This window comes from Ralstonia sp. GX3-BWBA, from assembly GCF_003290055.1.
In the GTDB taxonomy this organism is placed as follows: domain Bacteria; phylum Pseudomonadota; class Gammaproteobacteria; order Burkholderiales; family Burkholderiaceae; genus Ralstonia; species Ralstonia holmesii.
Map to the genome: position 1 here is coordinate 541,382 of NZ_QMKS01000024.1, position 25,812 is coordinate 567,193.

Here is a 25,812-nt window from a genome sequence, read left to right on the forward strand (position 1 = left end):
AGGCTTACGTCATATAGCCAGCGCGGTAGCGGCCGGCGGTTGTTGTTCGACAGGCGGGGCTTCCGGCCTGCAACGTGGCAAGGTCACGCGAAAGGTCGTGCCCACGCCCACCGTGCTCGACACGTCGATGCGCCCGCCATGCGCCCTGACAATGCCGTAGGTGAGAGACAGGCCCAGCCCGGTGCCCTTGCCAACAGGCTTGGTGGTGAAGAAAGGATCGAAGATGCGCTTCAGGTTTTCGGGCGCGATGCCGCTGCCGGCGTCTGCTACCTCAAACCAGATCGATGCAGCGTCGGTCGCGTCAGTTCCGGTGCGGACGGTGATGGTGCCGCGCCCGCCGCCCTGCGTGCTTTTGCCCGCATACGACTGCGCCGCGTTGACCACCAGGTTCAGCACCACCTGATTGATCTGCGACGGGATGCAGGTCACGGCCGGCAGTTCGCTGTACTCGCGCACGAGGTCAGCCTGGTATTTGACCTCGTTGTGGGCGATGTTGAGCGTCGACTCGATGCAGCGGTGAATGTCCACCTGATCCCATTGGTGGGCGCTGTCGACGCGTGAGAAATCGCGCAAGTCCACCACAATGTCGCGCACCCGGGTCAGGCCTTCCTGCGATTCGGCCACGAGCGCTGGACCATCTTCGGCCAGGAACTCGATGTCGGCCGCCTGCGCAAGCGCCAAGAGCTGTGCGTCGAGTGACGGCGTATGCTGGCCAATCAGCTGATCCAGGCTGCGTGCGTAATCGAGCAGCGTGCTCATGTAGCGCTGCAAGCTGTTCAGGTTCGAGAGCACAAACCCCACGGGGTTATTGATCTCGTGCGCAATGCCGGCGGCAAGCTGGCCAATGGCGGCAAGCTTTTCAGACTGCAGCAGCTGCTGATGCGCCTGGGCCAGCTCTTCGTTCAGTGCGGAGAGTTGGGCGTTACGCACGGTGAGTTCCTGAAGCGCATCGGTTACGGTTTTTTCGCGCTTCTTCAGCTCGCCATATGCCAGGCACACGTCCGTCGCATCGAGCAACGTAATCCCCACCGCAATGACCACACCATTTCCATCTTCGATCGGAATAAAGCTGCAGTTCTGCTGCATCCATTCAATCGTGTCGGTAATGGGCCGCGTATGACGAAAACGAAACAAATACGGGCGGTGCTCCCAAGATGTGTACGCAGAGACACCTAGAATGAATACGCTCTCGATTTTCTTGCGCAGCCACTTCTCCGGCAACTCGGGAAACAGCGCAAACATATTCTTGCCGATCACTTCCTCGCCGGAAAAACCGCTGTGATATTGCATGAAGCGGTTCCACGACAGGATCTGCATCTGGCGATTCACAGAAAACACGCCACAACTTACCAATTCCGCAATGGCATCAGATAACAGGGGTTGGGTGACGTCTGCCATGTTTGGCATGCTTCCTGCGGGATAATGATGTTCGCTATCAGCCACTTGAGTTCCGTGGCCGTCTCTCTATCTATCGACCGGATTTTGCCCAGGCAAATGCGTATAAATCCCTATTAACCCCTGAATATCCGGATCGCCACGCTAAAACCGGATCTCATTTTTTTGATTTGGTAGTCTGGATAGAAGCAAAAGGCCCGCAAGTACGCTGCGGGCCTTTTGCTTTTCGGCATACCAGGTGCGCGACTCACCAGCCGTGGAACCGCCCCCACGTCTGCACCATGCCCCGCGACGACACCGCCTGGTACTCCGGAAACTGGGCCCCTGTCGCGCACGCATGGTTCGGCAGCACACGCAGCTTCGTGCCGACCGGAAATCGCGCCACCAGGTCGTCGCGTGCCGAGCCATCGCTGGCCGCCAGAATGCCGTGCTCCTGGTTCGCGCCGATCAGCATGAGCCCGTCGAGTGGCGTGCCGTCAAGCGCGCACGGCAGCCCGTAGCCGAAGTCATGCGACTGCTTGGCGGTGCCGCGGTCACGGCTCATCGCCATCCATCCGGCGTCGACAATCACCCAGCCTTTGTCGGGCTGATGGCCGATCACGGTGGTCAGCACGCTCAGGGCGATCTCGTCCAGCGCGCACACGCCCACGTTGTGCATGACCAGATCGAAGAACACGTAGACCCCCGCGCGCACCTCCGTCACGCCGTCGAGGTGTTCGGTGGCCAACGCGGTGGGCGTCGAGCCCACGCTCACCGCCGCGCACGGCACGCCGGCATCCCGCAGGCGCTGCGCGGCGCGCACGCAACCGGCACGCTCCTGCTCGGCCAATGCGCCCAGCGCGGCGCGGTCGTTCAGGTCGTAGCTGGAGCCGGCGTGCGTCATCACGCCGCCCACGTCGATGCCACCGCCTTTCAGGATGCGGCCGACTTCCAGCAGCGCCTCCTGCTCGGGCGTGATGCCGGAGCGGTGCCCATCGGTGTCGACTTCGATCCACACTTCACAGCGCTCACCGTGTACGCGGGCGTAGTCGACCACAGCGTGGGCGGCCTCTGCGTTATCGACCACGAGCTTCAGATCGCAGCCCCGCTTGCGCAGCGCCATCGCACGCGGCAGCTTGGTGGCGACAATGCCCACCGCGTACAGGATGTCCTTGATACCGGCGGCAAAGAAGGCCTCGGCCTCCTTCAACGTCGATACGGTGATGCCTTGCGCGCCGGCCGCCATCTGTGCGCGCACCACATCGAGGCACTTGGTGGTCTTCACATGCGGGCGGAATTTCACGCCCAGCGCGTTCATGCGGTGCTGCATCCGGGCAATGTTGTGCTGCATGCGCGGCAGGTCAATCAACGCAGCGGGCGTGTCGAGGGTTTCAAGCGTGTGCGTGTCAGGGGTCATGGTTGCATCCTCATGCGGCAAAGCGGCGGGCCCAGGGCAACAGATCGTCGAGCGTGGGCGAGGTGATTTCCGGCAACTGGGCGCCCTCCACCGGCGTCAGGCCGATGCGGTTATGCCAGTACGTGCGCAGACCCACGGCCGCTGTGCCAAACATGTCGTAACTGGAGCCCGCAACAAATGCCGCGTCGGCCGCGTCCACGCCAAGCTGTTCGAGCGCCATGCGATAGGGCTTCGGATCGGGCTTGTACACGCCAGCCTGCTCGGCCGTGACAACGACATCCCACGTGACGGGCAACAGCGCTGCGGCTTGCCGGCCCAGCCGTTCCGAACAGTTGGTGACAACGGCCAGTTTGCAGTGCGGCTGGAGCTGGGCCAGCGCTTGCGCAGCGCCGCTCCACGGTGCGAGGTGCAACCAGTTGGCTTCCAGCGCTTCAGGGGCAGAGGCCAATAAGCCGACGTTCTGCGCGGCCTGCCGAACCATCGTTTCATACGGGACGTATGCGCCGCAGCCGTACGTGAGCCGCAGATACTCGGCGCGCCACGTGCGGCCTGCCTGTTCGGAGCCAGCGGCGCGGTTCCACAACGACCACGAATCGAGCAGCGCGGTCAGCAGATCGAACAGGATGGCTTTGGGATAGCCGGTATCGGGAGAAACCGCGGAAGCATTCACGCTTGTCACCTGCAAATCGGTAGAGATCGATGCAGCCGATTGTAGGTACCGCGCACCGGCTTTCGGTGAAGCCGGTTTAAATCAAAGATTCAGTGAAGCTGCATCATCCGCGCCACGGCGGCTGCGGCTTGAAACGGCTCTGCAGCGCCTGCATGAAGTGACGCGTACGTTGAGGCAACCCGGCGCGGTTGTGCGTGAGGGCGATCACGTTGGCGTCCGGCGCCTTCCAGCCGGGCAGCAAACGCACCAGCCGGCCCGCGCGCAAATCATCGGCCACATCCCATTCGGAGCGAAGGATCACGCCACGCCCTTCGCACGCCCACTGGCGGATGACATCGCCGTCGTTGCAGATCAGTCGGCGCGGCACGCGCACGCTGCGGCTCGTGCGCCCCTTGCTGAAATGCCAGAGCGACACGTCTTCCTTGTTCTCGCGCAGCACGATGCAGGGCAGCGCGGCAAGGTCATCGGGGGTTTCCGGCGGGCCAAAGCGCTTCACAAACGCGGGGGAAGCGCAGACAAAGCGCGCATTCGGCGCAATCGCATGGCCGACAAGGTTCGACACCTGCAGCGCGCCAATATGCACCACCACATCAAAGCGGTCCGCCGCTTCGGTCAGGGGCGCATCGGACAGCGCCAGTTCGATGTCGACATCGGGGTGCTGCTGCTGGAAATCGGCAATGACGGGTGCCACGTAGCGTCGCCCAAACCCCAGCGGCGCATTCACCTTGAGCGTGCCGACCAGGCCGCCCCGGCGCGTGTGCAAATCCTCTGACAGTGCGTCGAGCTGGCGGATCAGCTCTGCCCCGCGCTCGCACAGCAGCATGCCTTCCTGCGTAAAGCGCAAGCTGCGCGCCGTGCGATCGACCAGCCGTGTGCCCAGCTTCTTCTCCAGCTGTTGCAGCCGCTGCGACACGGCCGATGGCGTCAGGTCCAGCGCCCGCGCCGTCGCCACCAGGCTGCCGTTGTCCTGGATGGCGAGCAGGAAGCGCAGATCGGCGGAATCCGTCATGGTTTACTTGCCGGCAAAGCGGTCCGTTGCGGCCAGCAGTTGATCGAGAATGCCCGGTTCGGACCACGCATGGCCGGCGCCTTCGATCAGGTGGAAGTCTGAATCCGGCCACGCCTGATGCAACGCATACGCATAGCGCGCGGGGCACGGCATATCGTAGCGGCCATGCACGATCACGCCGGGAATGCCCGCCAGCTTGTGTGCCTCGCGCAGCAACTGGCCCTCTTCCAGCCAGCACTGATGCGTGAAGTAGTGGTTCTCCAGCCGCGCGAAGGCCAGCGCGAAATGGTCGTCGGCGTGCTTGGCGCTATTGCTCGGGTCGGGCAGCAGCGTGATGGTCTCGCCTTCCCACACGCTCCAGGCGCGGGCGGCTTCGATCTGCCTGGCGGTGTCGTTGCCGGTCAGCACTTTGCGATAGGCCGCAATCATGTCACCGCGCTCGGCCTCCGGAATGGGCGCCTGGAAACGTGCCCATTTCTCGGGAAACATCTCCGACACGCCGTACTGGTAGTACCAGCGCAGCTCGGCCTGCGTGACGGTGTAGATGCCCCGCAGCACGAGTTCGCTCACATGCTGCGGGTACTTCTGCGCGTAAGCGAGTGCCAACGTCGAACCCCACGATCCGCCGAATACGAGCCAGCGCTCGGCGCCGGCAATCGCGCGCAGGCGTTCGATATCGGCCACCAGATGCCACGTGGTGTTGGCCTCCAGGCCCGCGTGCGGCGTCGACCGCCCGCAGCCGCGCTGGTCGAACAGCATCACGTCGTAGCGCGCGGGGTCGAACACGCGGCGGTGATCAGCCGAAACGCCGCCACCTGGCCCGCCATGCAGGAACACCGCGGGCTTGGCACCGGGCGTGCCAACGCGCTCGTAGTAGATCGTGTGGCCATCGCCCACGTCCAGTATGCCGGTTTCATAGGGCTCGATTGGCGGATACAGGGTGCGCAGTGCAGTCATGGTCGGTCCTGTCAAAAGGTTGCCGGGAGAATGGGCCGATTCTACAGAGGGGTTCTCGCTTGCACATATTTTTGAACGACGTATAAAATTGCACATCGTTTAAAAAAACAGCGGACCCACCATGTCGTCCATCCCGATCCCCATTGAAGCCGGCCGCCGCGAACGCAAGCGCAACCAGACGCTGGACCACCTGGCGGCCACCGCCTTCTCCCTGTTCGAGCAGCACGGTTACGACGCGGTGACGATGGAGCAGATCGCTGCGCAGGCCGATGTGTCCAAGGGCACGCTGTACAACCACTTTCCGGTCAAGGAAGCCCTGTTGGCACACCAGTTCCACGCCGAACTGGCGGCCGGCGGCGCGCAATTGCGCGCCCAGATCGAAGCACAGCCGGATTTCGCCTCCCGCCTGGCGGTGCTGCTTTCCGCCTCGGCCGATTGGTGCAACGTGCGCCGGCCCTACCTGGCCGCGTATTTCCGTTACCGCTTTGCCAGCGCCGACCTGGCTGCCCGCAACCGTGACGCAGACAAGCGCAGCGGGCTCGAAGCGGTGTTCATGATGCTCATCGATGCGGCGCAGCGCTCGGGCGAACTCGATAGCCGGCTCGATGCGCAGCACCTCGCGGTGCTGTTCGAGTACCTGTATCTCGGCGCACTGATGCGCTGGCTGGCACGTCCTGAAACGGACCTGCACGCGGGTTTCTCCGCCGTTATCGACCTGTTCCTGCACGGCATGGCCGCCAAGGAGGCGTGATGAACCCGCTCGTGCTCGATTGGCCGGCTGCGGCTGCGGCTGGTGCCGCAGTGGCGGGCGGCAAGGGCTGGCAGCTTGGTCGGATGGCGAGACTCGGCGTGCCGGTGCCCGATGGTTTCGTGCTGGCCGCAGAGGCCAGCCTCAGCCGGAATCACGGAGATGCGGTGCCCGATACGGTGCTGGCTGCCATCGCGCAAGCGCTGGCCGCGCGCGGCTGGCAAAACACGCCGCTGGCCGTGCGCTCGTCCGCACCGCAAGAAGATTCCGCGCGACGCTCGTTCGCGGGCATTCACGAAACGCGGCTGAACGTCATCGGCGCGCAGGCGCTGGCGGAAGCGGTGCGCGCCGTGTGGGACTCGGCGCACGCACCGCAAGCGTTGGCATACCGCGAGCGCTTTGGCATCGACACCTCCGATCTGGCGATGGCCGTGGTCATCATGCCGATGTTGCCGGCAGTGGCCGCAGGCATCGCGTTCACCGGCGACCCCCTGAGCGGCCGCGACGACCACATCGTCATCAACGCGCACTGGGGCCTGGGCGAAGCGCTGGTGGGCGGCCAAGCCGATGGTGACGTCGACCGGCTGGAAGTCGCGCCGCAAGACGACGCGCTGCGGGTGGTCCAACGCCAGATCGGCACAAAGCGCCGCATGACGCGCGCGCTGGCCGAAGGCGGCACCGCACTCGCCGATACCGCCACTGAAGATGCCCGCCACGCCGTGCTGGACGACGCCCAGCTCATTGCACTTGCCACGGTGGCGCGCGACACGGCACGCGCGCTGGATTTTGCGCAGCCGCGCTATGACATCGAATGGGTCTGGGACGGGCAGCGCTTCTGGATCGTGCAGGCTCGCCCGATCACCACGGCCGCCCGCCAGACTTACGCCGCACTCCAAACCCAGCCGACGTTCTGGACGCGCGGCAACACGCGTGAGGTGTTTCCCGCGCCGCTGTCGCCCATCGACTGGACGCTCTACGGTCACGCGGCCAATCGCATGCTGATGCTGGCCTACTCGCTGGCCGGCTACGCATTGCTGCCCGGGCTGGCGCGCGCCAAGTTGTTTGGCGGCTGCGTGTACCTCGACGTCTCGTTGATGCAGTGGGAGGCATTTGACGCGTTCGGCATTGCGCCGGATGCCATCAACCGCATGCTCGGCGGCACGCAGCCCGAGATTGCGCTGCCGCGCGCCACATGGCCGCAGCGGCTGGCACGCGGGGCGCGTCTCCTGCGTTATTTGTGCAGCGCCGGCGCCGCGCGCCGCCATGCGCAAAGCGATCTGAACCGCGCCCGCAAGCAAGCCGCGCAATGGCGTGAAGACGCGTGGCCGCAATCGACAGCGGAGCTGGCCGCCTGCCTGCGCGAACGCTTCAACACCGCGCGCCGCGCAGACGGCCTGTTCTTCCTGCAGGGCTCGGCGGGCGGCTCCGTTTCGGGCCTGGTCGACGTGATCGAAAAACACTGCCCCGGCGAGGGCCACGCGCTGGCCGCCGCGCTCATGGCAGGCGCAGAACCCAGCGTCACCGCGCAGCAGAGCTACGAATTGATGGCGCTGGCGCAAACGGCCGCCGCCGATGCCGAAGCCCTCGCCTGGCTTCGCGCCGACAACCGCGTCGGCACGCGATGGGCGCAGCAACTGCCGGCGCACAGCCCGTTCCGCCGGCACTTCAGTACGTTTCTGGAGCGCTATGGGCACCGCGCCATTGAAGAGAGCTACTTCCGCCGCCCGCGCTGGCGCGAGCAGCCCGACTATTTGCTCGACCTCATCGTCGGGCTGATCGACAGCGACGCGCACGCCGTGCGGCAAAGGCAACTGGCGGCGTCTGAGCGTGCGTGGGCGCGCCTGCCGTTCTGGCTGCGCCCGATTGTGCGGGGGATGCTCAAGGGTGCCGTGCGCGACAGCAACCAGCGCGAAGCCGCGCGCAGCGCGCTGGTGGCGTATCTGGAAGCGCTGCGCATCGGCCTGCTCAAGCTGGCTGACAGGCTCGTCGGCGAGGAAGGACTCGATGCGTCGGAAGACATCTTCAACCTGACGCTGGACGAATGCGTAGCCGCGGCCACAGGCGCATTACCCCTGCGCTTCGCCGCGCAGCGCGCGCGTGAACGCCGCCAACAGTTGGACGATTGGGCCGCTGCGCAGGAGCCGGACATCCTCATCGAACATGGCGAGGCACCGGTCGTGGCCAGTACGTCAGTCCCCCTCTCAGGAGATGCCTGGAGCGGCACCGCCGTGGGCGCTGGCTCGGCACAGGGGCAGGCACGGCTGGTCGATCACGCTGCCGCCGGCACGGCACTGCAAGCCGGCGATATCCTGGTCGCCCCCAGTACCGATCCCGCTTGGACGCCCCTTTTCCTGAAGGCCGGCGCGCTGGTCATGGAAACCGGTGGCTACCTCTCGCATGGCGCCATCGTGGCGCGGGAGTTCGGGATTCCGGCCGTGGTGAACCTGCCTGGCATCCGGGCACAGTTGAAAGATGGCGAGACGATCCGTGTAGACGGCAATGCCGGTACGGTCAGTAGAGTGGCGCATTAGGCACCCATATGTGGTGATGAGGCGACACTGGCGAATGCGGTTTTGCTGCGTCGCAATATTCGGACTAATATTCGGGTATTCCCTACTAGGGTTATCCCTAAATCAGTCCTCAGAAGGAATCGCCATGAACACCGTCGCTCTCAAAGCCGCCCCCGCCTCGCGTTTCGCCCGTTTCTGGCAAATCGTGCGCCGTGAAGCCAGCCGCGCCGTTGCACTGCACGTGGAAAGCTGCGGCATGATGGCCGAGCTGTATCGCCGTTCGGGCCACTGAGCCGAAGCGCACAGCAGGCTCACATCAGGTCTCGCTCCACTGCCGCATCAGGTTGTGATACACGCCGATGAGCGTGCGGCGCGCGGTGGCATCCGCGTCGGTCTGGTTGAGCGTCTGGATGGCGTTGTCCAGGTCGAACAACATGGCGCGCTGCGCGTCATCGCGAATCAGGCTCTGGATCCAGAAGAAGCTCGCCACGCGCACTCCCCGCGTGATGGGCGTCACCTGATGCAGGCTCGTTGCCGGGTAGATCACCAAATCACCGGCATTGAGCTTGACGCTGTGCATGCCATAGGTGTCTTCAATCTGCAGTTCGCCGCCGTCATAGCTGGCAGGGTCTGACAGGAACAGCGTGGCCGAGATGTCGGTGCGCAGCTTTGTGCCGTTGTGCGGGTGGATACGCACGCTGCCGTCGACATGCGCGCCGAAGGTCATGCCCTCGCCGTAGCGGTTGAACATCGGCGGGTACACCACGTTCGGCAGCGCTGCGCTGATGAAGCGCGGGTGCCGCTCCAGCACGCTCAGGATGAGCTGCTGGCACTGCAAGGCCACTTCCGCGCCCTCGTCAATCTGCTGGTTGACCTTGACCGGTGCCCCCGAATACCCGGCCGACACGCGGCCATCGACCCAGGCATCGCCCGCGCTATCGAGCAGGTCACGCAGCGCAGCCACCTGCGCGGCGTTGAAGACGTTGGGAATGCAGACAAGCATGGTGCGGGAAGGAAACGGGGATGCAGCCGAGGGCCCATCCCCCAGCCATTACATCCGATATACCACCGACAGCATCGCCGCACGGCCGGTACCCGGCACGGCGCGACCGCCATCGGACGGAATCAGCGCATCGTAATACGCCTTGTTGAACAGGTTGAACAGGTTCAGCCGCACGTCGTATTTCGGTTGGTGATAGGCCAGCATCGCATCCCAGCGCACGAAGCCACCCACCTGCACCGTGTCGGTGTTGTTGGCGTAGCGCTGCGACATGTAGAACGCGCCCGCGCCCGCCTCCCAGTTCGGCAGGAAGGTGTAGCTCGTCCACACCGTGGCAGCGTGCTTGGGCGTGTTGGCCGGCGTCATGCCCTGCGTGCCCGCGGCGATGCCATTGACGATCTGCGCATCCAGGTAGGTATAGCCCGCAAAGATCTGCAGCTTGTCGGTCACGTGGCCCGTGGCACCCAGGCGCGCACCGCGCACGCGGATCTTGCCTGCCGACGTGTACGTCGTGCTGTCGATCTGCGTGCGGGCGTTGTCCTTGGTGATCTGGAACAGCGCCGAGCTGACCGACAGATCGCCGTTGAGCAGATCCCACTTGCCGCCGGCTTCATACGACTTGTTCTTCTCCGGGTCCAGGTTCTGCTGGCCGGTGGTGCCCACGAGTTGCTCCAATGACGGGTTGAACGACGTGCCATACGACACGTAGTACGACTGCCAGTCCGTCGGCTGCCAGATGCTGCCCAGGCGCGTGCTGACAAAGTTCACGCTCTGCTGCGCGTACGGCAGCGCGGTGATCTTGGCCGACGCCGGCGTGTTCGCCGAATTCAGCGAGTTCGAAATGCTCGCAACGTAGCGGTCATAGCGCAGGCCGGCCACCGCCTTCCACTGCTTGGTGAATTCGATCGAGTCGTTGAAATACGCAGCCACCGTGTTGGCCGAGCCGCCCTGCAGGTTGCCCAGGCTGGACGGCGTGCTGGCCGGCGACGTGGTGTAGCTCGGGCTCACCAGCGGCTCGCACGAGACAAAGCCGCTCGTCATGCTCGACTGCGCCAGCGGCGTGCCATTGCACGAGCCGTTGCGGTAATAGTTCTGGTTGTCGTAACCGTCGTGGCCGAACTCGGTGCCAACCAGCAGCGTGTGCTTGACCGAACCCGTATCGAACTTGGCCGTCAGTTCGGTCTGGTTGAACAGCGAGTAATCGCGGATGCGGCGGTCATGGCTTTGCAAACGCACCGATAGCGCCGAGAGCGGCAGATTGCTGTTGGCGAGCGCCGTGAACACGCCCGACGAATTGACCGTACCCACAGCGTTGGGCGCCGTCTCCCGCGCGTCGGTCTGCACGTAGTTGAACTGCGTCTGGTTGCGCAGGCGCAGGTTGGGCGAGAACTTGTGATCGATATTGGCCGAGAACGACGCCACATCCTGCGTGGTGCGGTCATCGGTGTAGCCGTAGTACGTCTTGGGGCTCACGTTGACCGGGTGGCCGTTGAGGTTCGGCACGCCGTAGTCGGGCATGTCGCGGTTGTGCTGCAGCAGCGCAGACAGCGTCACCTCGGTCGGCGTACCGATGCCAAAGCGCCACGACGGCGCGATGCCGAAATCCTGCGCGGTCATCTCATCGCGCGTGCTGGTCTTGCCGTTCTGCGCCATCGCGGCGATGCGGAAGGCGGAGGTGTCGGACGTCGGCGTGTTGACGTCGGCGGTCGCGCGCACCAAGCCGTTGGTCGTGACCGAGCCGGTGATTTCCGTGGCCGCTTTCAGCTTCGGCTTCTTCGTCACCTGGTTGATGACGCCGCCGGTGGAGCCGCGACCGAACAGCATCGACGACGGGCCCATCAGCACTTCCACCGAATCGAGGGCGAACAAGTCGCGGTAGTACTGGCCGCGATCACGGAAGCCGTCGAGGTAGATGTCGGTACGCGCCGAGAAGCCGTTCAGGTTGATGTTGTTGCCAATCTGCCCACCTTCGGCCGTAGACCGTATTAAATCTGTCAACATTGCGACAGCAAAAGTGTCAACAAGGGGCACCGTTGCCTCCACGTCTCGACAATTCCTTGCAGGACAAGGCGTTCCGGGTTGCGAAGCAATGTGTCACCAGACGAACGGGCTCATCCCCGCGCAAGCGGCACCCTGCGAACTTCGGCCGTGAAGGCCGCAGCGCCTTGCCGGGCGCGAGCCGTGGCCGGCGCGATACGTCATGCCAAAGTGGCCACGCTGCTGCTTCCAGGCATCGGTACAACCCACGATCTGAAGAATGCCTACGCGGCGGGTGCGCGCGTCGTGCGCGTGGCCACTCACTGCACGGAGGCCGACATCTCTCGGCAACACATCGAGTGCGCCCGCGCGCTCGGCATGGACGCCGTGGACCCGGCGACTACACGCGCACCCAGAAGGCAGCACTGGGCCTGCGCTACCAGATTACGCCGGCCCTGCTGGCCCAGGCCGCGTACCGGTACAACAACAATGGCACGCGAGCGGCCAACACCGCTGCGCGCGACGATCTGTGGTGGATTGCACTGAACTACCAGGCCACCGGTGCCTTGCAGCTCACTGGCGCGTTCTACTACGACAACGTCAAGTCGCTGTACACGGCGACCAGCAAGACCAATCCGAGCAACCCGTGGCAGGTCACGCTGATGGCGGATTACTCGCTGTCCAAGCGCACTGACGTCTACCTCATCACGGCGTACACCAAGAATGCGTCGCTGAACTTTGAAAGCCTGAACGGCGCTGCTGCCATCTACCAGATTGCCAAGAACGAGAAGAACCAGTTCGGCGTGGCGATGGGCATGCGGCACAAGTTCTGAGTGCGCCGAGAGACCGGCAAGGAGTAGGTGGTTGTGCGCTAATTTTTTCGACCGGCGATCCAGATACCTGCGCGCCCCTCACTCACGCAGTCTGACGAGCAATGGTGACGATCGTATAGACAATGGCTTCCACCAGCATGGCGCCCGCTTGCGCCAGAGAGTATTTGGCCTCGCCGTGTGGCGGATTAAAGTGGAAATGATGAACAACGGGCTTCAATGACTTCCACTTGGCACTGCAACCCTCACATCTTGCAGATTAATGGAACAGGCGGCGCAGCAGATCAGTGGCAAGTTGCACCGGTCGCATCACCAGATCAGATATGCCCAAGTCCACGCGCATCGTGTTGGCTGCGGCAAAGATCAGGGCAGCTAGCATAGCCAATACCGTCAAGCCGAACTTCAAGTCATCGACGTCCTTCGTGAGTATTGGTACGCAACCGACCATGGCTTGGCACGACACGGCGGCTTCATCCTCATCAGTCGGGCCGCTCCCATGATAGGTTGTGAGCGTGGCAGAGTAGGATGTGCCATTCTGTGCGCCACAGATCGCGCCGCGCGGCTTTCCCTCTTGTCGAAGGCCAAACGCGATCGTGGGTGTCGATACCAGCCACGATCCGCACGAAGCGGGAGATCGCACTGTGAACGGGTGGTCGTGGTCGAGGGGTGCCGCAGGTTATCGCGCTCGGCGCTCAGCTCGACGCCCTCGGCGAGTGGCGCATCCAGTGCGGCGTGGCGCGGCGGAGCTTTTTGGCCGGGGCCGCATGGGCCTTCATTGACCGCTACGCTTCCGGCTTTTAGCCGGAAGGGAGTATAGTTCGACCCCGCGCCAGGCAGTGGCTCCTTTACGTAGTGCGTCGGCACCTTTCCCAGCGCAGTTATCAGTTCGGTTCCTCTGACCTGGAAGTCCTCGACCTCCTTTTAGCGCAGTGTCAATGTCGGCCAACCCAGACTTGGTGCGCTTTGGCCGCTTGACAGGAGAAACCCATCATCCGTTCAACCAACGAGACGGCTGCTGTTGGCGGAAGGGGCACGCCACGTTCAAATCTCCAGTGCCTCCAGTACTTGGCCCTTGGTTTCGACCCCTAGAAAATGCACCGTAATGGTCGTCAGTAACGAAACCATTGCGAGCGCATAGAAAGCGCTGCTCAAATTGCCACTGCCAATGGTGCTGGCGATTAACCCCGGAGCGAAGATCGCGGCCATTTTTAGCCACGCTCCACTCACGCCACAGGCCATGGCGCGAATGCTGGTGGGATACAACTCCGGCGTATAAACATAGGCGGTGATGAAGCCGCTTGAAAGGAAGGCCATGGCCAACGCGCAGAACGTTGCCACTACGTACACCGTACTGTCATGGAACACGCCCGCGAGTGCCAGCGCCAGCGCGCAAAGTGCAAACGAAACATTGATCACCGGCTTGCGGCCTACCTTATCAACCACTAGAGCGCAAACCACTGAGCCCACCACGCCAAGGGCCGACGCCGCGGCGGCCAGATTCAACGCGACCTGCAACGGAGCGTGGTAAACGGTCTTGTAGATCGTGGGCAGCCATGTCGACAGGCCGTACTGGACGCAGCCGCCAGCGGCCCACAGCATCCACACCGCCAGCGTACGGGCGAGATAGGTCTTGCTGACGAGGTCGCGCATGCGGCGCTTCGGATGGTGGCCGAGCCGCTCGAAAGCCGACACGTCGCCCAGCGGCTCCAGCGGCTGACGTGCGCGGGCCTCGAACGCATTCACCGCGGCGTCGGCCTCGGCCATCCGGCCCTTCTCGGCCAGCCAGCGCGGCGATTCCGGAATGACGTGCTTCAGGATGAAGAACAGCACCAGCGGCACGCCGCCGATGAAGTACATAACCTCCCAGCCGTAGCGCGGCACGAGGAACGCGCCGGCGGCGTTCGACACCATCAGGCCGATCGGGAACACGATCTCGTACAGCAGCACGAAGCGTCCCCGGCCATGCGCGCGGGTAACTTCGTTGATGTACGTAGCCGCCACCGGCAGTTCGCCGCCGAGTCCCAGCCCCTGCACGATGCGCAGGAGCGCGAAGATCTCGAAAGCGGGCGCAAAGCCGCAGGCGATGCTCATCACGCCGATGATGCCGGCGCTCCAGCCGATGGAACGCCGACGGCCGAAGCGTTCGGCCAACGCAGGGAACAGCAGCGCGCCGATGAGCTGACCGATCGACGGCGCAGCGATCAAGAAGCCGATCTGGCCCGGCGTCAGGTGCCACGTGGCGATCAGCACCGGCAGCGTCGCTGCGATGGCGATGACGTCGAAGCCATCGAAAAAGGTGGCCAGGCCGATCAGCAAACGGGCGCGAACGTGCATGGCGTTGCCGGGCATGCGCTCGATGCGGGCAACGATTTCGCCGCGGGTGATGTTGGTACGGGCGCCGGTGGTGACGTCATCGGCGGTTAGGCCTACTGCGGCGTCGTTGGATTGCAACAGCATGCGTGGTCTCCAATGAGTTTATTGTCTTGCCAGGCGACAAAAGCCAAGCATATTTCATTTGCGAGCGAATTATAGATTTGAGAAAATCCTGTTGTCCATCCATTAAGAGTCAGCGAGGCACATTTATGACAAGCAAGGCACTCGGTACGCGCAAAAAGCGCGAACGACAACAGGGACGGCCGGACTCCACTGGCAGTGTCGGCAAGGAAGCGCTGCTAGAGGCCGCCATAGAGGTCCTGCGCAGCGTGCGCCCTGAGGCCATGACGATGGTCGATGTCGCCGAACGTGCACAAGTGCATCCTGCGCTGGTCAGGTATTACTTCGGGTCGAAGGATGGGTTGCTTCGTGAAGTCGCGCGCATACTGGTCGGCACTGAGCAGGAGGTCATGCAGCAGGCAATGGATTCTGACGCGACACTGGGGGAGAAGCTGGAGAAACGATTGCTTGGGATGATCAATCTCGTCGAGGCGAATCCAAATTTCCATCGCCTGATTCTTGACAAGATCTACGGCGAACCGGAAGAAGGCGCCGATATCCTTGCTCGAATGAGCGCGAACGGACTCAGGTTGACCCTGGCACTTCTGCATGACCGGAGCGGCATGCCGTTGCGCCCTGTCGATCCGCGCTTGCTGCATATCGCGATGGTGGGCGCGTCGGAGTTCTTTGTCGCAGCAAAGCCTCTGCTGCTCGAATTTTTCGGCCACGATGTCAACCTAGGAGACCTGAAGATTCGTTACGTCGAATTGTTGCGCGACTTGCTCTCGGGCGGCCTGACAAACACTACCAGTGCTGCCGCGCCGGATCATCGCGCAACACGAACAGACGCTTGACCGCGTGTTTAGCCTGCCGGGGCAGCGAAGGTGGCGAGGATCCGGTGCGCAATATTGACCGCGAGATCCGCTTTCAGCGCCATGTCCCGCGCGCCGTTGTTCCAACGACGCATCGCCTGCTGCGCCTCGGCAATTTCCACATCCTCCTGATGCACCTGGCGCGCATCTCCGTCGAGCTGTCTTGACAGTGCCTCGTCGCCAACGCGAAAGTTGCGCGACAGAGCGATGAAGTAATGGTGCGATTCCGGCGTCTCCGGAGTGATCAGGTGATCGGCTCGCAAGTCAACCTGTGCTTCCTCATTTTCGTTGCGGACGAGCACATTGACGTTGCCAGGCAACTGCCATTGCGCCATCTGGATCCTATCGAGCGGTTGACTCAATGACCGCCATGCCTTGTGCGCTGGAGCCTGGAACGTATTCCTGAAGATCCGCCGAGTAGTCACACTACGCTCGTCGCTGAACACTTCCAGCGGGTCGTCGCCCAGTCGCTGCGGATCGAATCCAATCGATGATGCATGCAGGAAGGCGACATGCGACAGGTCGAGCAAATTGTCGCTCATCAGTGTGTGCGCGGCGCGCACATGAAAATACTGGATGATGGAGGTATCCCATTGCGGATCCTCCCGCCATGGCAGTTGCGGCAATGTCGTCTCGCCGGCTAGCGCCGGGTCACCTGGCCACACCCAGACGAAACCGTACCGCTCCACCACCGGGAAGGAACGGATATGCGCGCGTGGCGGAATATTGCTTTGTGATGGAATATGGACGCAATGCCCCGCACCGTTGAATTCCATGCCGTGGTAGCGGCACTGCAGATGATCGCCCTTGACGGCCCCCATCGATAGCGGCGCCTGCCGATGTGGACACGTGTCCCGTACTGCTGCCACGGAACTATCAGTCCGGCGAAACAAGGCGACGGGCTCCGCACAGATGATTCTGCCAAGGGGGCGATCTTGGAGGTCGGCGCTGGCGCAGGCTACGTACCAATGGTTAATCAGCATGGGGGTCTCCTCTGTCAGATTGATCATGATCACTAATTCGTTTGTGAGCGAATTATAGTGAAAAAAATTCGCGCATGGGTGGATCGCTCAAAGACAATTCATCGCGATGGGGCCTAAAGCACTGTCGAGCTAGAATCTCTTAGCCCTCTCGCCTCACTTTCCTGACAATGAATCCTGGACAGCGTGACGTCCTGAGCCAAATCCTTTCCGCATGCAAGGCCGAACGTGCCGTAACGGCAAGATTCCGCCTCCACGCGCCGTGGGCGTTGCACTCGGCAGGCACCGAGGGCACGCTGATCCGCATGTGTACCGGCCCCGGGTACTGGATCTGCACCGATGGCGGCACACCTGTGGAGATTGGTCCGCGCGATATCGTCATGCTGCCGCGGGGCATCCCGCACACGGTGTCATCGACACGCGACCCCGATGATGACGTCGTGCCCTTCGGCGATCTGCTGAAAGCGCACATGATCGGCCGCCATGGCGACCATCCCATCGAACTGGCATACGGCGCCGGCGACACAGGCGACTCGGGTGCCCCAGCCACGCACTTGTTCTCCCTGCACCTCTGGATGCCTGCGCTTGACGTCGGCGCCATCCCGGCGGAATTGCCATCGCTGATCGTGCTGCGTGCTGACAAGCTTGCGCTGGCGCACACGCTGGCAAACACGATGGAGCTACTTGTGCAGGACTCACTGGCCCAACGTCAGGGCTGGCAGTTGTCCGCGGCACGGATGGGGGACCTGCTACTCGTGCATATCCTGGGCGAGTACCTATGCACCCCGGCGGTCGCTCGCCAAGGCACGTCAAACGTCCTCGACGACCCAGGAATCGCGCGCGCGATCGTTGCCATGCAAGAAGCGCCTCATCAGGACTGGACCATCGCTCAGCTTGCCGCCTTGGCGTACCTGTCGCGCACAGTTTTCACCGAGCGCTTTCGTGCGCTGTTGGGCGTACCGCCGATTCAGTACCTGAGCGCCTATCGCATGAACTTGGCCGCGGAGAGGCTACGCCATCCGCGCGCACGGATCATTGATGTCGCCGAAGCCGCGGGCTATGCATCCGAGAAGGCCTTCTCACGCGCGTTCCAGCGCTGGATTGGCCTATCGCCCACCCAATACCAGCGCGATGCATCAGTGCCCTAAAGGCTTCCGCACGCTGCCAATCCGGACGACTGGTGCCCGAATACGGCGTTTCGGAGGTTGAGCCTGGCATGGCCACCGCCCAATAATTCCGCTCAACGCCCCGCAGGCGAACAAGGAGACAAGAGCATGAAACAAGTGGAACACGCGCTGATCGTTGGGGGGGGCATCGCTGGCTGCGCGGCGGCCATTGCACTGGCACAGGCCGGCGTGCGTGTGACGCTGCTGGAGAAGCAGCGGCAATGGAGATTCCAGAGTTCCGGCATTTTCATCTATCACAATGGACTTGCTGCGCTTGGCAGCCTTGGGGTGCTGCCCCAAATCCTGTCGGGCGGTTTTGCCATTGCAGATGGTCGGAATATCTACCTGGACGAGCGCGGCGAACCGATCACTTCTACGTACTATCCGTCCCGGCACCCGGACATTCCGCCGATCGTCGGCATTCGTCGGGCCGAGATGCATCGCATCCTCGCCAGCCGACTCGATGCCCTGCGCGTCGATATTCGCCTGGGCATCACTGCCGTCCAAATCGACCAAGACACGGCAGAGTACGTCACGGTAGCGCTATCCGATGGCACCACGGACCAGTATGACCTCGTGGTCGGCGCGGACGGCATTCGCTCAGAAGTTCGGCGCCTAGTCGCAGGTCCGCTGGAACCAGTCTATACGGGACTCGGCGTCTGGCGCAGTGTACACACGCGACCGAAGGATCTCACCGCGAAGATCATGATGATGGGTACCGGCAAGCGGCTCGGCATTATGCCGATCAGCGATGACCAACTGTATCTGTTCGGCACCCTGCCCGAGCCCGCTGGGCAATGGCATGAGCGCGCCGATTGGCCGGCACTAATGCAAGTCCGCTTTGCGGAGTTCGGCGGCCCGGCGCGCCAGTTCCTGGACACGCTCTCGGCTGACGCTGAAGTGCTCTACACCGCCGTGGAGGAGGTCGCTGCGCCACTACCCTGGCACCGTGGCCGGGTGATCATGATTGGTGACGCCGCACACGCCTCTACACCTTTCATGGGACAAGGCGGCGCGATGGCGCTCGAAGACGCAGTGTTGCTGGCGCAAATGCTGGCGCGCGTTGTCGATGTGGAGGCCACGCTGCGAGCCTTCGGTGAGGCACGCTATCCCCTGTGTAAGTTCGTTCAGGACACCTCGCGTAAAGTCGGGGAGGCCGGAGCGCAGGAAGACGCAACCATCCTGAGGAGCCGCAACGAGACGATGCTTCGCACCGCACAGCGGCAGGTTGACGACTTCTACGCACGGATGGATGCGCTACGTTATCAATTGCCCGTGGCATAGCGCCGCTGACAGGGCAGTGCATCTTCTGTTGCTGTCGACGCTCACATGACCGTTCTTTCGTCCCCTACTGCCTTTCGGCCTGGCCACGCAATTCCTCGCGCAGGAAATGCCCCGACGCTTGCCCACGCCAGAAGGCGTCCCAGACGCCGCCGCCCTCGGGCGCTGCGCGCACGGCACGAAGGCGCTTCCTCGCGGCAGGCTGCCGAGCGCTACCTGCCGGACCAGTTCAGCGATGGCAGCCGCAACAACTCCCTATTCTCGACCTCCGTCGGCAGCGCAAAGGCCAACGCAAGCCTCTACTCGCTCATCGATACCTGCCGGGCCAATGGCATCGAGCCAAATCGTTATCTGAACTGACTGTTCCAGCAGCTTCTCGCTCACACAGACTGTGACAACTACGCGGCGCTGCTGCCGTGAAACATGCCTGCTGCGCCCCACTGAGTCTTGCGTCTCACGCTGCAACTCTGAGGGGCGTCGTTAGAAGACCGCTTACCGTTCAGGGTCCGCGGCTTCCCAGCTTACGTAGTTCTCGCCGCTGCCGTTGAGGATTTCCGGTTACTTGGCAGTGAGTGATTGCGCCCAGTCGATTTGCATGTCTAATTCCTGATCGGCTTGAAATTCGCATTAAAACTTCTGGCGCATGCCCAGCGCAAGGCTGGTGCCGCTGCCCTTTCCGGTCACCTTGTCGAACATCGTCACAACGTATAGGTCCGTCCGCTTCGACAGGGCGTAGTCATAACCGCCGGCAAGTCCGTGGCGACGATAGTTCGGCACGGCATCGCCGCGCACGCGCGAAGACACCGCAGAGACCAGGATCTTTCCGCTGCCGGCCGGAATCTGTGCACCCACTTGCAGCGTATCGGTCGACGTCGAGGCACCACTCGTGCTGGTGTGGGCATACTCGGTCAGCAGCTTGACGGCCTTGAAGTCATAGGACAAGCCTCCGACCATTGCAGTCTGCGCCCAGCTTCCCGCGGGAAGCCCGGGGCCGAGCCGGGTCCTCTGGATGGCGAGACTCGCCGACAATGGCCCGCGCTCATAGAGAAGCATACCGACAGCATTGTTCTGCGAGTTCGTACCCGCTTGCTCGCCAAGGCTATACAAGCCGCGGAAGGAAACCCCGGCGAAATTCGGAGAGTAGTAACCCAGCGCGTTGTTCCATACGGTGTCGCCAGCAATGTATCGGCCTTGCTGAGGCGCCCACAGTACGCCCACGATCGGCGAAAATCTGGTCGACCCGGAGAACACATCAAAGAGCACGGAGGTCAGAAAAGTCGGATTGGCGAGCCGGCCGAGGCGAACTTCGCCAAAGCCATTCTCCAATCCTACGTAGGCGTTTCGGGCGAACAGGCCATCGGTGGGCGAACGCCCGTTGGCACCCGTGTCCGTTTGGAAATATCCCTCGAGGCGGTAGTTTGCCGTGAGCCCGGCACCCAGGTCTTCGCTCCCTGTCATCCCCCAGAAGGACGCCTGCAGACCACCACTTTCCACGCCAATTGCAGAACGCTGCCCACTGAGATGGGTAACCCCGACATATGCATCCGCAAGGCCGTATAGCTGTGCGCTAGTTGCAAGGGCTGTGCAAGGCAGTGCGATGATCGCCAGCGCATACCACCTCACCATCGACTGCGGGTTTCGTAAGTCCCGAGGCGTGCTGCGAGCCCCACCATAAAGGGCACAACATGTTTGTCGTTCCTTGTTCAAATTGATCTCCTCCGTTGTTTCTATTCGGTCCCTTCAAAAAGGGACAGCGTTCTTCTCGTTGCTCGGTGTTGCGGCCGCGTTGGACTTCTCGATCGGCGTCAAGCCGTCCAATGGCTTGCGGCCGGCATCGTCACGGCTGCCAACCCATGCAGGACAGACTCAAGGCTTTCCTGCGCGCCATGCGCTGGCGCTGATGACCAGGCGGAAGCCGACGTTTGAGGAACTGCTGTCGGGATCCTGACCCTGTCGCGCGCTGACCCGATACCCTTCGCAATAGGCCTCACTGCACAGGAAGGAGCCGCCACGGATCACCCGCTTCGGGGCATCGACGCGAATGCCCTCGGGATCGAAGGAGTCGGTCGGTCCGGTCGGATTGACTACGTCCGTTGCCGTGGTGGCTTGGCGGCCAAACGCATCGGCCCGGTACCAGTCGGCCACCCACTGCCAAGCGTTGCCGGCCATGTCATGCAGGTTGTAACCATTTGCCGGGAACGAACCGACGGGCGCCGTGCCAGGGTGTACTTTTGGCGTCTGCGATTGGACTGGAAACGGCGCCCCGGCATCATCCCAGGTCTTTCCCATGTCCTCGCCTCTTGGCTTGAACCGTTCCCCCCAGGCATACGTCGCCTGGTCCAAGCCCCCCCTGGCCGCGTACTCCCACTCCGCTTCGGTGGGTAGACGCTTTCCGATCCATTTTGCGTAGGCGAGTACATCCACGTACGACACTTGAACGACCGGGTGATCGTCCTGGCCCTCAATGCTCGAACCCGGTCCGTTGGGGTGCCGCCAGTTCGCGCCGGGCACGTAGCGCCACCACTTCGAATAATCCCCCAGCGAGACCGGCTTGCTCGTTCCAACGAACACGACACCTCCCGGCACGAGCATCGAGTCTGCAGGCCTCGGCGTGCCAGGCGGGAGTTGTGCTTGCAGCGACTCCCACATGGGTCGCCGTTCGGCCGTAGTGACGTAGCCGGTCTCACGCACGAAGGCGGAAAATTCCCTGTTCGTCACGTGGAACCGGTCCATCCAGAATCCCGCAAGTCGGACAGTGTGCGCCGGACGCTCGTTCTGACGCGCCCGTGCGCTGCTGCTGCCCATCTGAAAATCGCCAGCAGGAATCCAGACCATGCCAGCGGGCCCAATGACGCCATCGCCAATTTGGCCGGCCTTGAGTTCGCTCGGCCTGAACGCGACATACAGTCCGGCACCCACAGCCAGTGTCAGAAGGACGGCACAGCCGTGCAGGAAGGCAACTCGTTTCATTGGTTTCCCCGATCTCGGATTTTGCCTTTCTAGTCCCGATCCACGATTTGCTTCGGAATTCCTTTGCGCCAGTCAAAGTAATCGAACAGATTGGCGAGGTTCTGATAGTCCCAATTGACCACCTTGTTCTCCTGGGCCCACTTTCCATACTTGCTCACCATGGCCGCGACCAGTTCCGGGTGTTGTGCTGCCAGGTCCTGCGTCTCACCTCGGTCTTCCTGGGTATCGAACAATTGCCAGCGCTCCTCCCCATAAGGCTTGGGCAGCCAACTGATCTTCCACTTGCCCTGCCGATAGGCCTTATTGCCGAACAGTTCCTCGCCGCGCTCGAAGTTGCCGTTGCGCGCTGCCTTTGCCGTGCCATCGATGACATGAACAAAGGACTTGCCCTTCAGGGGCTCAAGCGGAACACCGTTGCGCGTCGAACCCCGTTCGGCCTTGGCCAGTTCCAGCACAGTCGGGAAGATGTCCTCTACGGCCAGGAAGGAATCATTGAGCGAGCCGGGCTTCTTGACCATTGGTGCCTTGACAATCAGGGGCGAGATGGTGCCTCCTTCCGTCAGGAACATCTTGAACAGCTTGAACGGTGCAGAACTCGCATACGCCCAGCCCGGCCCCAATCCCGCAAAGGACTTGGGCGCGCCCAAGTTGTCAAACGACGTATCGAACTCTTTCTGAATCCACTTGCCGTCCGCGTTCCCGGGATAGAGCCCCATGTAGGCTGCCGATGGGCCATTGTCCGAAAAGAAGAAAATGACGGTGTTGTCGTAGGCGCCGGATCGTTTGAGCTCGGCAACCACGCGGCCGATGTTGGCATCCAGGTTGTCAAGCATGCCTGCGTAGATTTCCATCAGGCGTTCCTGCTCCTTGCGCTCCTCGGCGGAAAGCTCTGCCCAGGGCTTGAACAGCAGCGCAGGATCCCCCATCTTCGTCCCCGCCGGGATCACGCCGAGCCGCTTCATGTTCGCAAACAGCTCCTGCCGGTGCTTGTCGTAACCGTCGGCGAACTTGCCCCGATACTTCTTGATGTAGTCAGCCGGCGCGTGCAGGGGATCGTGGACAGCTTGGAACGCCAAGTAGCCCAGGAAGGGCTTGCCTGCCGCCTGAGCCTCTTTCATGTAAGACAAGAACTTGTCCGTGTATAAGTCGGAGGAAAACTCTCCTGTGGCGCGGTCGACATGCTTGCCGTCTTCCATGAACCGGGACTTCGGTGCAAGCGCAAGCAAACCTCTTCCGTCCCAGTGACTACCGCCACCATCGAGCAGCACGAACGACTTCTCGAACCCCTTTGCCGGGGGCAAATACTCGTCTTTGCCGCCCAGATGCCATTTGCCGGACATGAAGGTCGCATAACCACGGTCCTTGAGGACCTCGGCGAACGTCTTGACCCGGTCGTTCATAGCCCCAATATAGTTGCCAGGGTACTTCTCCATCTCCGGCGTGTGGTACTTGCCCATTGCACCCATGCCGGCCAAGTGATTGTCGACGCCAGTAAGCATTTGCGCGCGGGTCGGCGCACATGCGGCATGCACGTGAAAGTTGGTGAAGCGCATGCCCTCATTTGCCAGCGCCTTGAGCGTCGGGGTCTTGATGATCGACTGTCCGAAGGGCTCGATATCATTGAAGCCCATGTCATCGGCCAGAATCACGAGGATGTTCGGGTCGCGATGGGTCCCTGATTGAGCTGCGGCCATTGCAGCACCATGCGCAAGCGCGGTCGTGATTGCCAGCAGAACGAATTTGCTTTTCACCTTGTCTCCTTGTCAAAATACAACGCATAACCAAGCCGCGCGCCCTGCTTGGCGCAAAGAGCGGTGTCATGTCCACAACTTGTACCAAAGCGAGGAAGCACCGCTCGCGGTGGATCGATGGTGGCGCCAACGTTCCTCACGTATTCGACGCCAGTGCCCACCACGCCAAACATGGTGACGGACGACTGGGCACCAGCCAGCAGGGGCGCGGCAGCGAGCAGGCCCGCCGCAATCTTTCCGATCTTCATCTACCGTTTCCTTCTCCTAGTTCTGTCTTGTGGGCTCGATGGGGGCTCTTTGAGCGCTTCCGCCGGCAACGGTATGAGGGCTGCCGCCACTTTCTTGTGCTTTCTGGTAAAACACTGAACTACATAGGAAACGCGTAGGGCAGAACTCACACCCAACCGCATCTCGGCGCTTGAGCTCGCGGTCTCGCGCCACAGTCAATCCAACGGGCCATCATCGCCGTACTGGCACCGGTCACCGAACAAATTAAGCCGTGAGATGCTCGCGAAAAGTTTGGCCGCCTGACGAAAACGGCTTCCCCAACATTTGCACGCTCTCCTTCACGGCTCGCATGAACCGCGATCTTCAACAAGTCCAGTGTGAGCGACAGGATTCTCGGCTTTAGAAAATGTGCTTGATGCCGACCATAGAGCCCCACTGGTTCTCGCCCGGACGCGGGTTCGAACCGGGCGAGCCGCCGCTCACCGACATCGCAAGCTGGCCGCCGTTGTTGATGAAGCCGGCGGTGGCATACACCGAAGTGCGCTTGCTGAAGCTGTACATTGCACGCAGCGTAAAAAGCTTGGCCTGGTTGTCGCTGCCGTGATAGTTCAGGAAGTAGACCTGGCCGGCCAGGTTGACCGCGGGCGTGATGTCATGGGACACGCCGGCGTAGTACAGGTCGCTGATCGGGGTCCGGCTGCCTTCGTTGTCGCGGCGGATCCAGCCGGCGCCGATCTTGGTGCGCGACAGCAGCAAGTAGCCGCCGACCGCCAGGCGATCGTCGGTCAGGTTGCTATTGGTCAGGCCGCCGAAGGCGCCGGGGCCGCCGCGCAGCGAGTCGTACGCGGCGGTCACGCCCCAGGTCTTGCTGTCATAGCCGATCATGGCCGACCACTCGCGGCAGGCCTTCTTGTCAGCCGGGTTCTCGCCGGCGCAGTTGGTGCCGGCCGGGCTCGGGCCGGCATTGACCGTGTCGCGACCGAAGCTGTAGGTGGCGCCGACAACAAAGCCGCTGAAGTTGGCCCTGTATGACACCGCGTTGTCGACGCGGGCGTTGGGCAGGTAGCTGTCCAGCGAGCCCGAGCCGTATACGTTGGGGCCCAGGGTATCGCTGTCGAGCGTGGCCCAGAACAGCATCGTGTACTGGCGACCGAACGACAGCTGCCCATACTGGTTGGTCAAGCCGACCAGCGCCTGCCGCCCGAACAGGCGGCCGCCTTGGTTGGAGGTGCCCGAGTCAGGCGAGAAGCCCGACTCCAGCACGAAGATGGTCTTCAGGTCGCCGCCCAGGTCTTCGGTACCGCGCAGTCCCCAGCGCGACGGGACCGTCGCGGTGTTGTTGGGGACGCGCACCAGGCCGTTGCCATTGACACCAACGTTGCTCACATATTCGACGCCGGTGTCGACCACGCCATAAAGCGTGACCGACTGCGCCGAGGCCAGCATGGGGAAAATTGCGAGCATGCCCGCAGAAGCCGCAGCAAAGCGTGCAAACGCCATCTGATATCTCCTTCTTTGTATTTTTTCTATTCGATTTCTTTGGATCGCAGGAATCTGCGAGTACCCATTTGCGAAAGCGCTCAGGAACGGCTAAGACCGGCGTCATGTCTGCGACGCCTCGTCACGTCTTAGAGACTGT

General features: G+C 62.5%; 21 protein-coding genes and 3 pseudogenes. 8 read left to right on the plus strand and 16 right to left on the minus strand.

Features of this window, described 5'->3' with window-relative positions:
- Nucleotides 1–9: 9 nt before the first annotated feature.
- The 5 genes from DOD19_RS25025 to pip form a co-directional block, all read right to left on the minus strand.
- The gene (locus DOD19_RS25025) at nucleotides 10–1,398 is read right to left on the minus strand and encodes an ATP-binding protein (RefSeq protein ID WP_024978089.1); all 1,389 of its coding nucleotides are present in this window, start codon (nucleotides 1,396–1,398) and stop codon (nucleotides 10–12) included.
- A gap of 244 nt (nucleotides 1,399–1,642) precedes the next feature.
- Complete coding sequence (locus DOD19_RS25030) at nucleotides 1,643–2,791, minus strand: DSD1 family PLP-dependent enzyme (RefSeq protein WP_112188817.1); 1,149 nt, start codon at nucleotides 2,789–2,791, stop codon at nucleotides 1,643–1,645.
- 10 nt (nucleotides 2,792–2,801) lie between these two features.
- Nucleotides 2,802–3,470, minus strand: a complete 669-nt coding sequence (locus DOD19_RS25035) for an HAD-IA family hydrolase (RefSeq protein ID WP_112188978.1) — start codon at nucleotides 3,468–3,470, stop codon at nucleotides 2,802–2,804.
- 94 nt (nucleotides 3,471–3,564) lie between these two features.
- Complete coding sequence (locus DOD19_RS25040; protein WP_024978086.1) at nucleotides 3,565–4,470, minus strand: LysR family transcriptional regulator; 906 nt, start codon at nucleotides 4,468–4,470, stop codon at nucleotides 3,565–3,567.
- A gap of 3 nt (nucleotides 4,471–4,473) precedes the next feature.
- Entirely contained in the window at nucleotides 4,474–5,427 is a 954-nt protein-coding gene (gene pip, locus DOD19_RS25045; protein ID WP_112188819.1) for a prolyl aminopeptidase, read from the minus strand.
- 121 nt (nucleotides 5,428–5,548) lie between these two features.
- On the opposite strand from pip, the gene DOD19_RS25050 reads away from it, so the two are divergent.
- From DOD19_RS25050 to DOD19_RS27775, 3 genes are all read left to right on the plus strand, one after another.
- Nucleotides 5,549–6,178, plus strand: a complete 630-nt coding sequence (locus DOD19_RS25050; protein WP_112188821.1) for a TetR/AcrR family transcriptional regulator — start codon at nucleotides 5,549–5,551, stop codon at nucleotides 6,176–6,178.
- The gene (locus DOD19_RS25055) at nucleotides 6,178–8,706 is read left to right on the plus strand and encodes a PEP/pyruvate-binding domain-containing protein (RefSeq protein WP_112188824.1); all 2,529 of its coding nucleotides are present in this window, start codon (nucleotides 6,178–6,180) and stop codon (nucleotides 8,704–8,706) included. Before DOD19_RS25050 ends, DOD19_RS25055 begins: the two co-directional genes overlap by 1 nt.
- Nucleotides 8,707–8,830: 124 nt before the next feature.
- Nucleotides 8,831–8,977 (plus strand): hypothetical protein, encoded by a 147-nt coding sequence (locus DOD19_RS27775; RefSeq protein ID WP_175537079.1) that lies wholly within the window; start codon nucleotides 8,831–8,833, stop codon nucleotides 8,975–8,977.
- 24 nt (nucleotides 8,978–9,001) lie between these two features.
- Here the strand turns inward: DOD19_RS27775 and DOD19_RS25060 are convergent, their stop codons facing one another.
- Both DOD19_RS25060 and DOD19_RS25065 read right to left on the minus strand, forming a co-directional pair.
- A complete protein-coding gene (locus DOD19_RS25060) occupies nucleotides 9,002–9,688 on the minus strand; it encodes a Fe2+-dependent dioxygenase (protein WP_112188826.1) in 687 nt (228 codons plus the stop codon).
- Nucleotides 9,689–9,736: 48 nt separating this feature from the next.
- Entirely contained in the window at nucleotides 9,737–11,776 is a 2,040-nt protein-coding gene (locus DOD19_RS25065; RefSeq protein ID WP_275426897.1) for a TonB-dependent siderophore receptor, read from the minus strand.
- Between the two features lie 87 nt (nucleotides 11,777–11,863).
- Between DOD19_RS25065 and DOD19_RS27780 the strand changes: the two are divergent.
- Together DOD19_RS27780 and DOD19_RS25075 are read left to right on the plus strand one after the other, a co-directional pair.
- Nucleotides 11,864–12,046, plus strand: a pseudogene (locus DOD19_RS27780) (4-hydroxy-2-oxovalerate aldolase); the annotation flags it as partial.
- On the plus strand, nucleotides 12,022–12,495 hold the full coding sequence (locus DOD19_RS25075; RefSeq protein WP_239498100.1) for a porin: 474 nt from the start codon (nucleotides 12,022–12,024) through the stop codon (nucleotides 12,493–12,495). The pseudogene DOD19_RS27780 and the gene DOD19_RS25075, both read left to right, overlap by 25 nt.
- Before the next feature lie 256 nt (nucleotides 12,496–12,751).
- Here DOD19_RS25075 and DOD19_RS27615 read toward each other — a convergent pair whose 3' ends face one another.
- From DOD19_RS27615 to DOD19_RS25080, 3 genes and pseudogenes are all read right to left on the minus strand, one after another.
- Entirely contained in the window at nucleotides 12,752–12,898 is a 147-nt protein-coding gene (locus DOD19_RS27615; protein ID WP_162634483.1) for a hypothetical protein, read from the minus strand.
- 242 nt (nucleotides 12,899–13,140) lie between these two features.
- Nucleotides 13,141–13,247: pseudogene (locus tag DOD19_RS28215) on the minus strand (site-specific integrase); the annotation flags it as partial.
- A gap of 286 nt (nucleotides 13,248–13,533) precedes the next feature.
- Nucleotides 13,534–14,841, minus strand: coding sequence for an MFS transporter (locus DOD19_RS25080; RefSeq protein WP_239498107.1), 1,308 nt, complete (start codon nucleotides 14,839–14,841; stop codon nucleotides 13,534–13,536).
- 233 nt (nucleotides 14,842–15,074) lie between these two features.
- Here DOD19_RS25080 and DOD19_RS25085 point away from each other — a divergent pair, with 233 nt between their 5' ends.
- Nucleotides 15,075–15,779, plus strand: coding sequence for a TetR/AcrR family transcriptional regulator (locus DOD19_RS25085; protein WP_112188830.1), 705 nt, complete (start codon nucleotides 15,075–15,077; stop codon nucleotides 15,777–15,779).
- 8 nt (nucleotides 15,780–15,787) lie between these two features.
- On the opposite strand, the gene DOD19_RS25090 is transcribed toward DOD19_RS25085, so the two are convergent.
- Nucleotides 15,788–16,780, minus strand: a complete 993-nt coding sequence (locus DOD19_RS25090) for an aromatic ring-hydroxylating dioxygenase subunit alpha (RefSeq protein WP_162634484.1) — start codon at nucleotides 16,778–16,780, stop codon at nucleotides 15,788–15,790.
- Nucleotides 16,781–16,947: 167 nt separating this feature from the next.
- On the opposite strand from DOD19_RS25090, the gene DOD19_RS25095 reads away from it, so the two are divergent.
- Nucleotides 16,948–17,925 (plus strand): AraC family transcriptional regulator, encoded by a 978-nt coding sequence (locus DOD19_RS25095; protein WP_112188834.1) that lies wholly within the window; start codon nucleotides 16,948–16,950, stop codon nucleotides 17,923–17,925.
- 126 nt (nucleotides 17,926–18,051) lie between these two features.
- Nucleotides 18,052–19,227 carry an FAD-dependent oxidoreductase gene (locus tag DOD19_RS25100; protein ID WP_112188836.1) on the plus strand — a complete coding sequence of 392 codons (1,176 nt, stop codon included), beginning with the start codon at nucleotides 18,052–18,054 and terminating at the stop codon, nucleotides 19,225–19,227.
- Between the two features lie 624 nt (nucleotides 19,228–19,851).
- On the opposite strand, the gene DOD19_RS25105 is transcribed toward DOD19_RS25100, so the two are convergent.
- The 5 genes and pseudogenes from DOD19_RS25105 to DOD19_RS25125 all read right to left on the minus strand — a co-directional run bounded on the left by DOD19_RS25105 (nucleotide 19,852) and on the right by DOD19_RS25125 (nucleotide 25,673).
- Nucleotides 19,852–20,931, minus strand: a complete 1,080-nt coding sequence (locus DOD19_RS25105) for a porin (RefSeq protein WP_112188838.1) — start codon at nucleotides 20,929–20,931, stop codon at nucleotides 19,852–19,854.
- Between the two features lie 159 nt (nucleotides 20,932–21,090).
- On the minus strand, nucleotides 21,091–22,194 hold the full coding sequence (locus DOD19_RS25110; protein WP_112188840.1) for a formylglycine-generating enzyme family protein: 1,104 nt from the start codon (nucleotides 22,192–22,194) through the stop codon (nucleotides 21,091–21,093).
- A 29-nt stretch (nucleotides 22,195–22,223) separates the two neighbouring features.
- On the minus strand, nucleotides 22,224–23,945 hold the full coding sequence (locus tag DOD19_RS25115; protein ID WP_239498101.1) for an arylsulfatase: 1,722 nt from the start codon (nucleotides 23,943–23,945) through the stop codon (nucleotides 22,224–22,226).
- A gap of 122 nt (nucleotides 23,946–24,067) precedes the next feature.
- A pseudogene (locus tag DOD19_RS25120) lies at nucleotides 24,068–24,193 on the minus strand (porin); the annotation flags it as partial.
- A 379-nt stretch (nucleotides 24,194–24,572) separates the two neighbouring features.
- Nucleotides 24,573–25,673: a porin gene (locus DOD19_RS25125; RefSeq protein WP_112188842.1), complete on the minus strand. Its 1,101-nt coding sequence runs from the start codon at nucleotides 25,671–25,673 to the stop codon at nucleotides 24,573–24,575.
- Nucleotides 25,674–25,812 lie beyond the last annotated feature (139 nt).

Excerpts from the sequence above, each read along its gene's own strand:
- DOD19_RS25025 (WP_024978089.1), bottom strand. The coding sequence starts at position 1,398 with ATGGCAGACGTCACCCAACCCCTGTTATCTGATGCCATTGCGGAATTG.
- DOD19_RS25030 (WP_112188817.1), bottom strand. The coding sequence starts at position 2,791 with ATGACCCCTGACACGCACACGCTTGAAACCCTCGACACGCCCGCTGCG.
- DOD19_RS25040 (WP_024978086.1), bottom strand. The coding sequence starts at position 4,470 with ATGACGGATTCCGCCGATCTGCGCTTCCTGCTCGCCATCCAGGACAAC.
- pip (WP_112188819.1), bottom strand. The coding sequence starts at position 5,427 with ATGACTGCACTGCGCACCCTGTATCCGCCAATCGAGCCCTATGAAACC.
- DOD19_RS25050 (WP_112188821.1), top strand. The coding sequence starts at position 5,549 with ATGTCGTCCATCCCGATCCCCATTGAAGCCGGCCGCCGCGAACGCAAG.
- DOD19_RS25055 (WP_112188824.1), top strand. The coding sequence starts at position 6,178 with ATGAACCCGCTCGTGCTCGATTGGCCGGCTGCGGCTGCGGCTGGTGCC.
- DOD19_RS27775 (WP_175537079.1), top strand. The coding sequence starts at position 8,831 with ATGAACACCGTCGCTCTCAAAGCCGCCCCCGCCTCGCGTTTCGCCCGT.
- DOD19_RS25060 (WP_112188826.1), bottom strand. The coding sequence starts at position 9,688 with ATGCTTGTCTGCATTCCCAACGTCTTCAACGCCGCGCAGGTGGCTGCG.
- DOD19_RS25080 (WP_239498107.1), bottom strand. The coding sequence starts at position 14,841 with ATGCCCGGCAACGCCATGCACGTTCGCGCCCGTTTGCTGATCGGCCTG.
- DOD19_RS25085 (WP_112188830.1), top strand. The coding sequence starts at position 15,075 with ATGACAAGCAAGGCACTCGGTACGCGCAAAAAGCGCGAACGACAACAG.
- DOD19_RS25090 (WP_162634484.1), bottom strand. The coding sequence starts at position 16,780 with ATGCTGATTAACCATTGGTACGTAGCCTGCGCCAGCGCCGACCTCCAA.
- DOD19_RS25095 (WP_112188834.1), top strand. The coding sequence starts at position 16,948 with ATGAATCCTGGACAGCGTGACGTCCTGAGCCAAATCCTTTCCGCATGC.
- DOD19_RS25100 (WP_112188836.1), top strand. The coding sequence starts at position 18,052 with ATGAAACAAGTGGAACACGCGCTGATCGTTGGGGGGGGCATCGCTGGC.
- DOD19_RS25110 (WP_112188840.1), bottom strand. The coding sequence starts at position 22,194 with ATGAAACGAGTTGCCTTCCTGCACGGCTGTGCCGTCCTTCTGACACTG.
- DOD19_RS25125 (WP_112188842.1), bottom strand. The coding sequence starts at position 25,673 with ATGGCGTTTGCACGCTTTGCTGCGGCTTCTGCGGGCATGCTCGCAATT.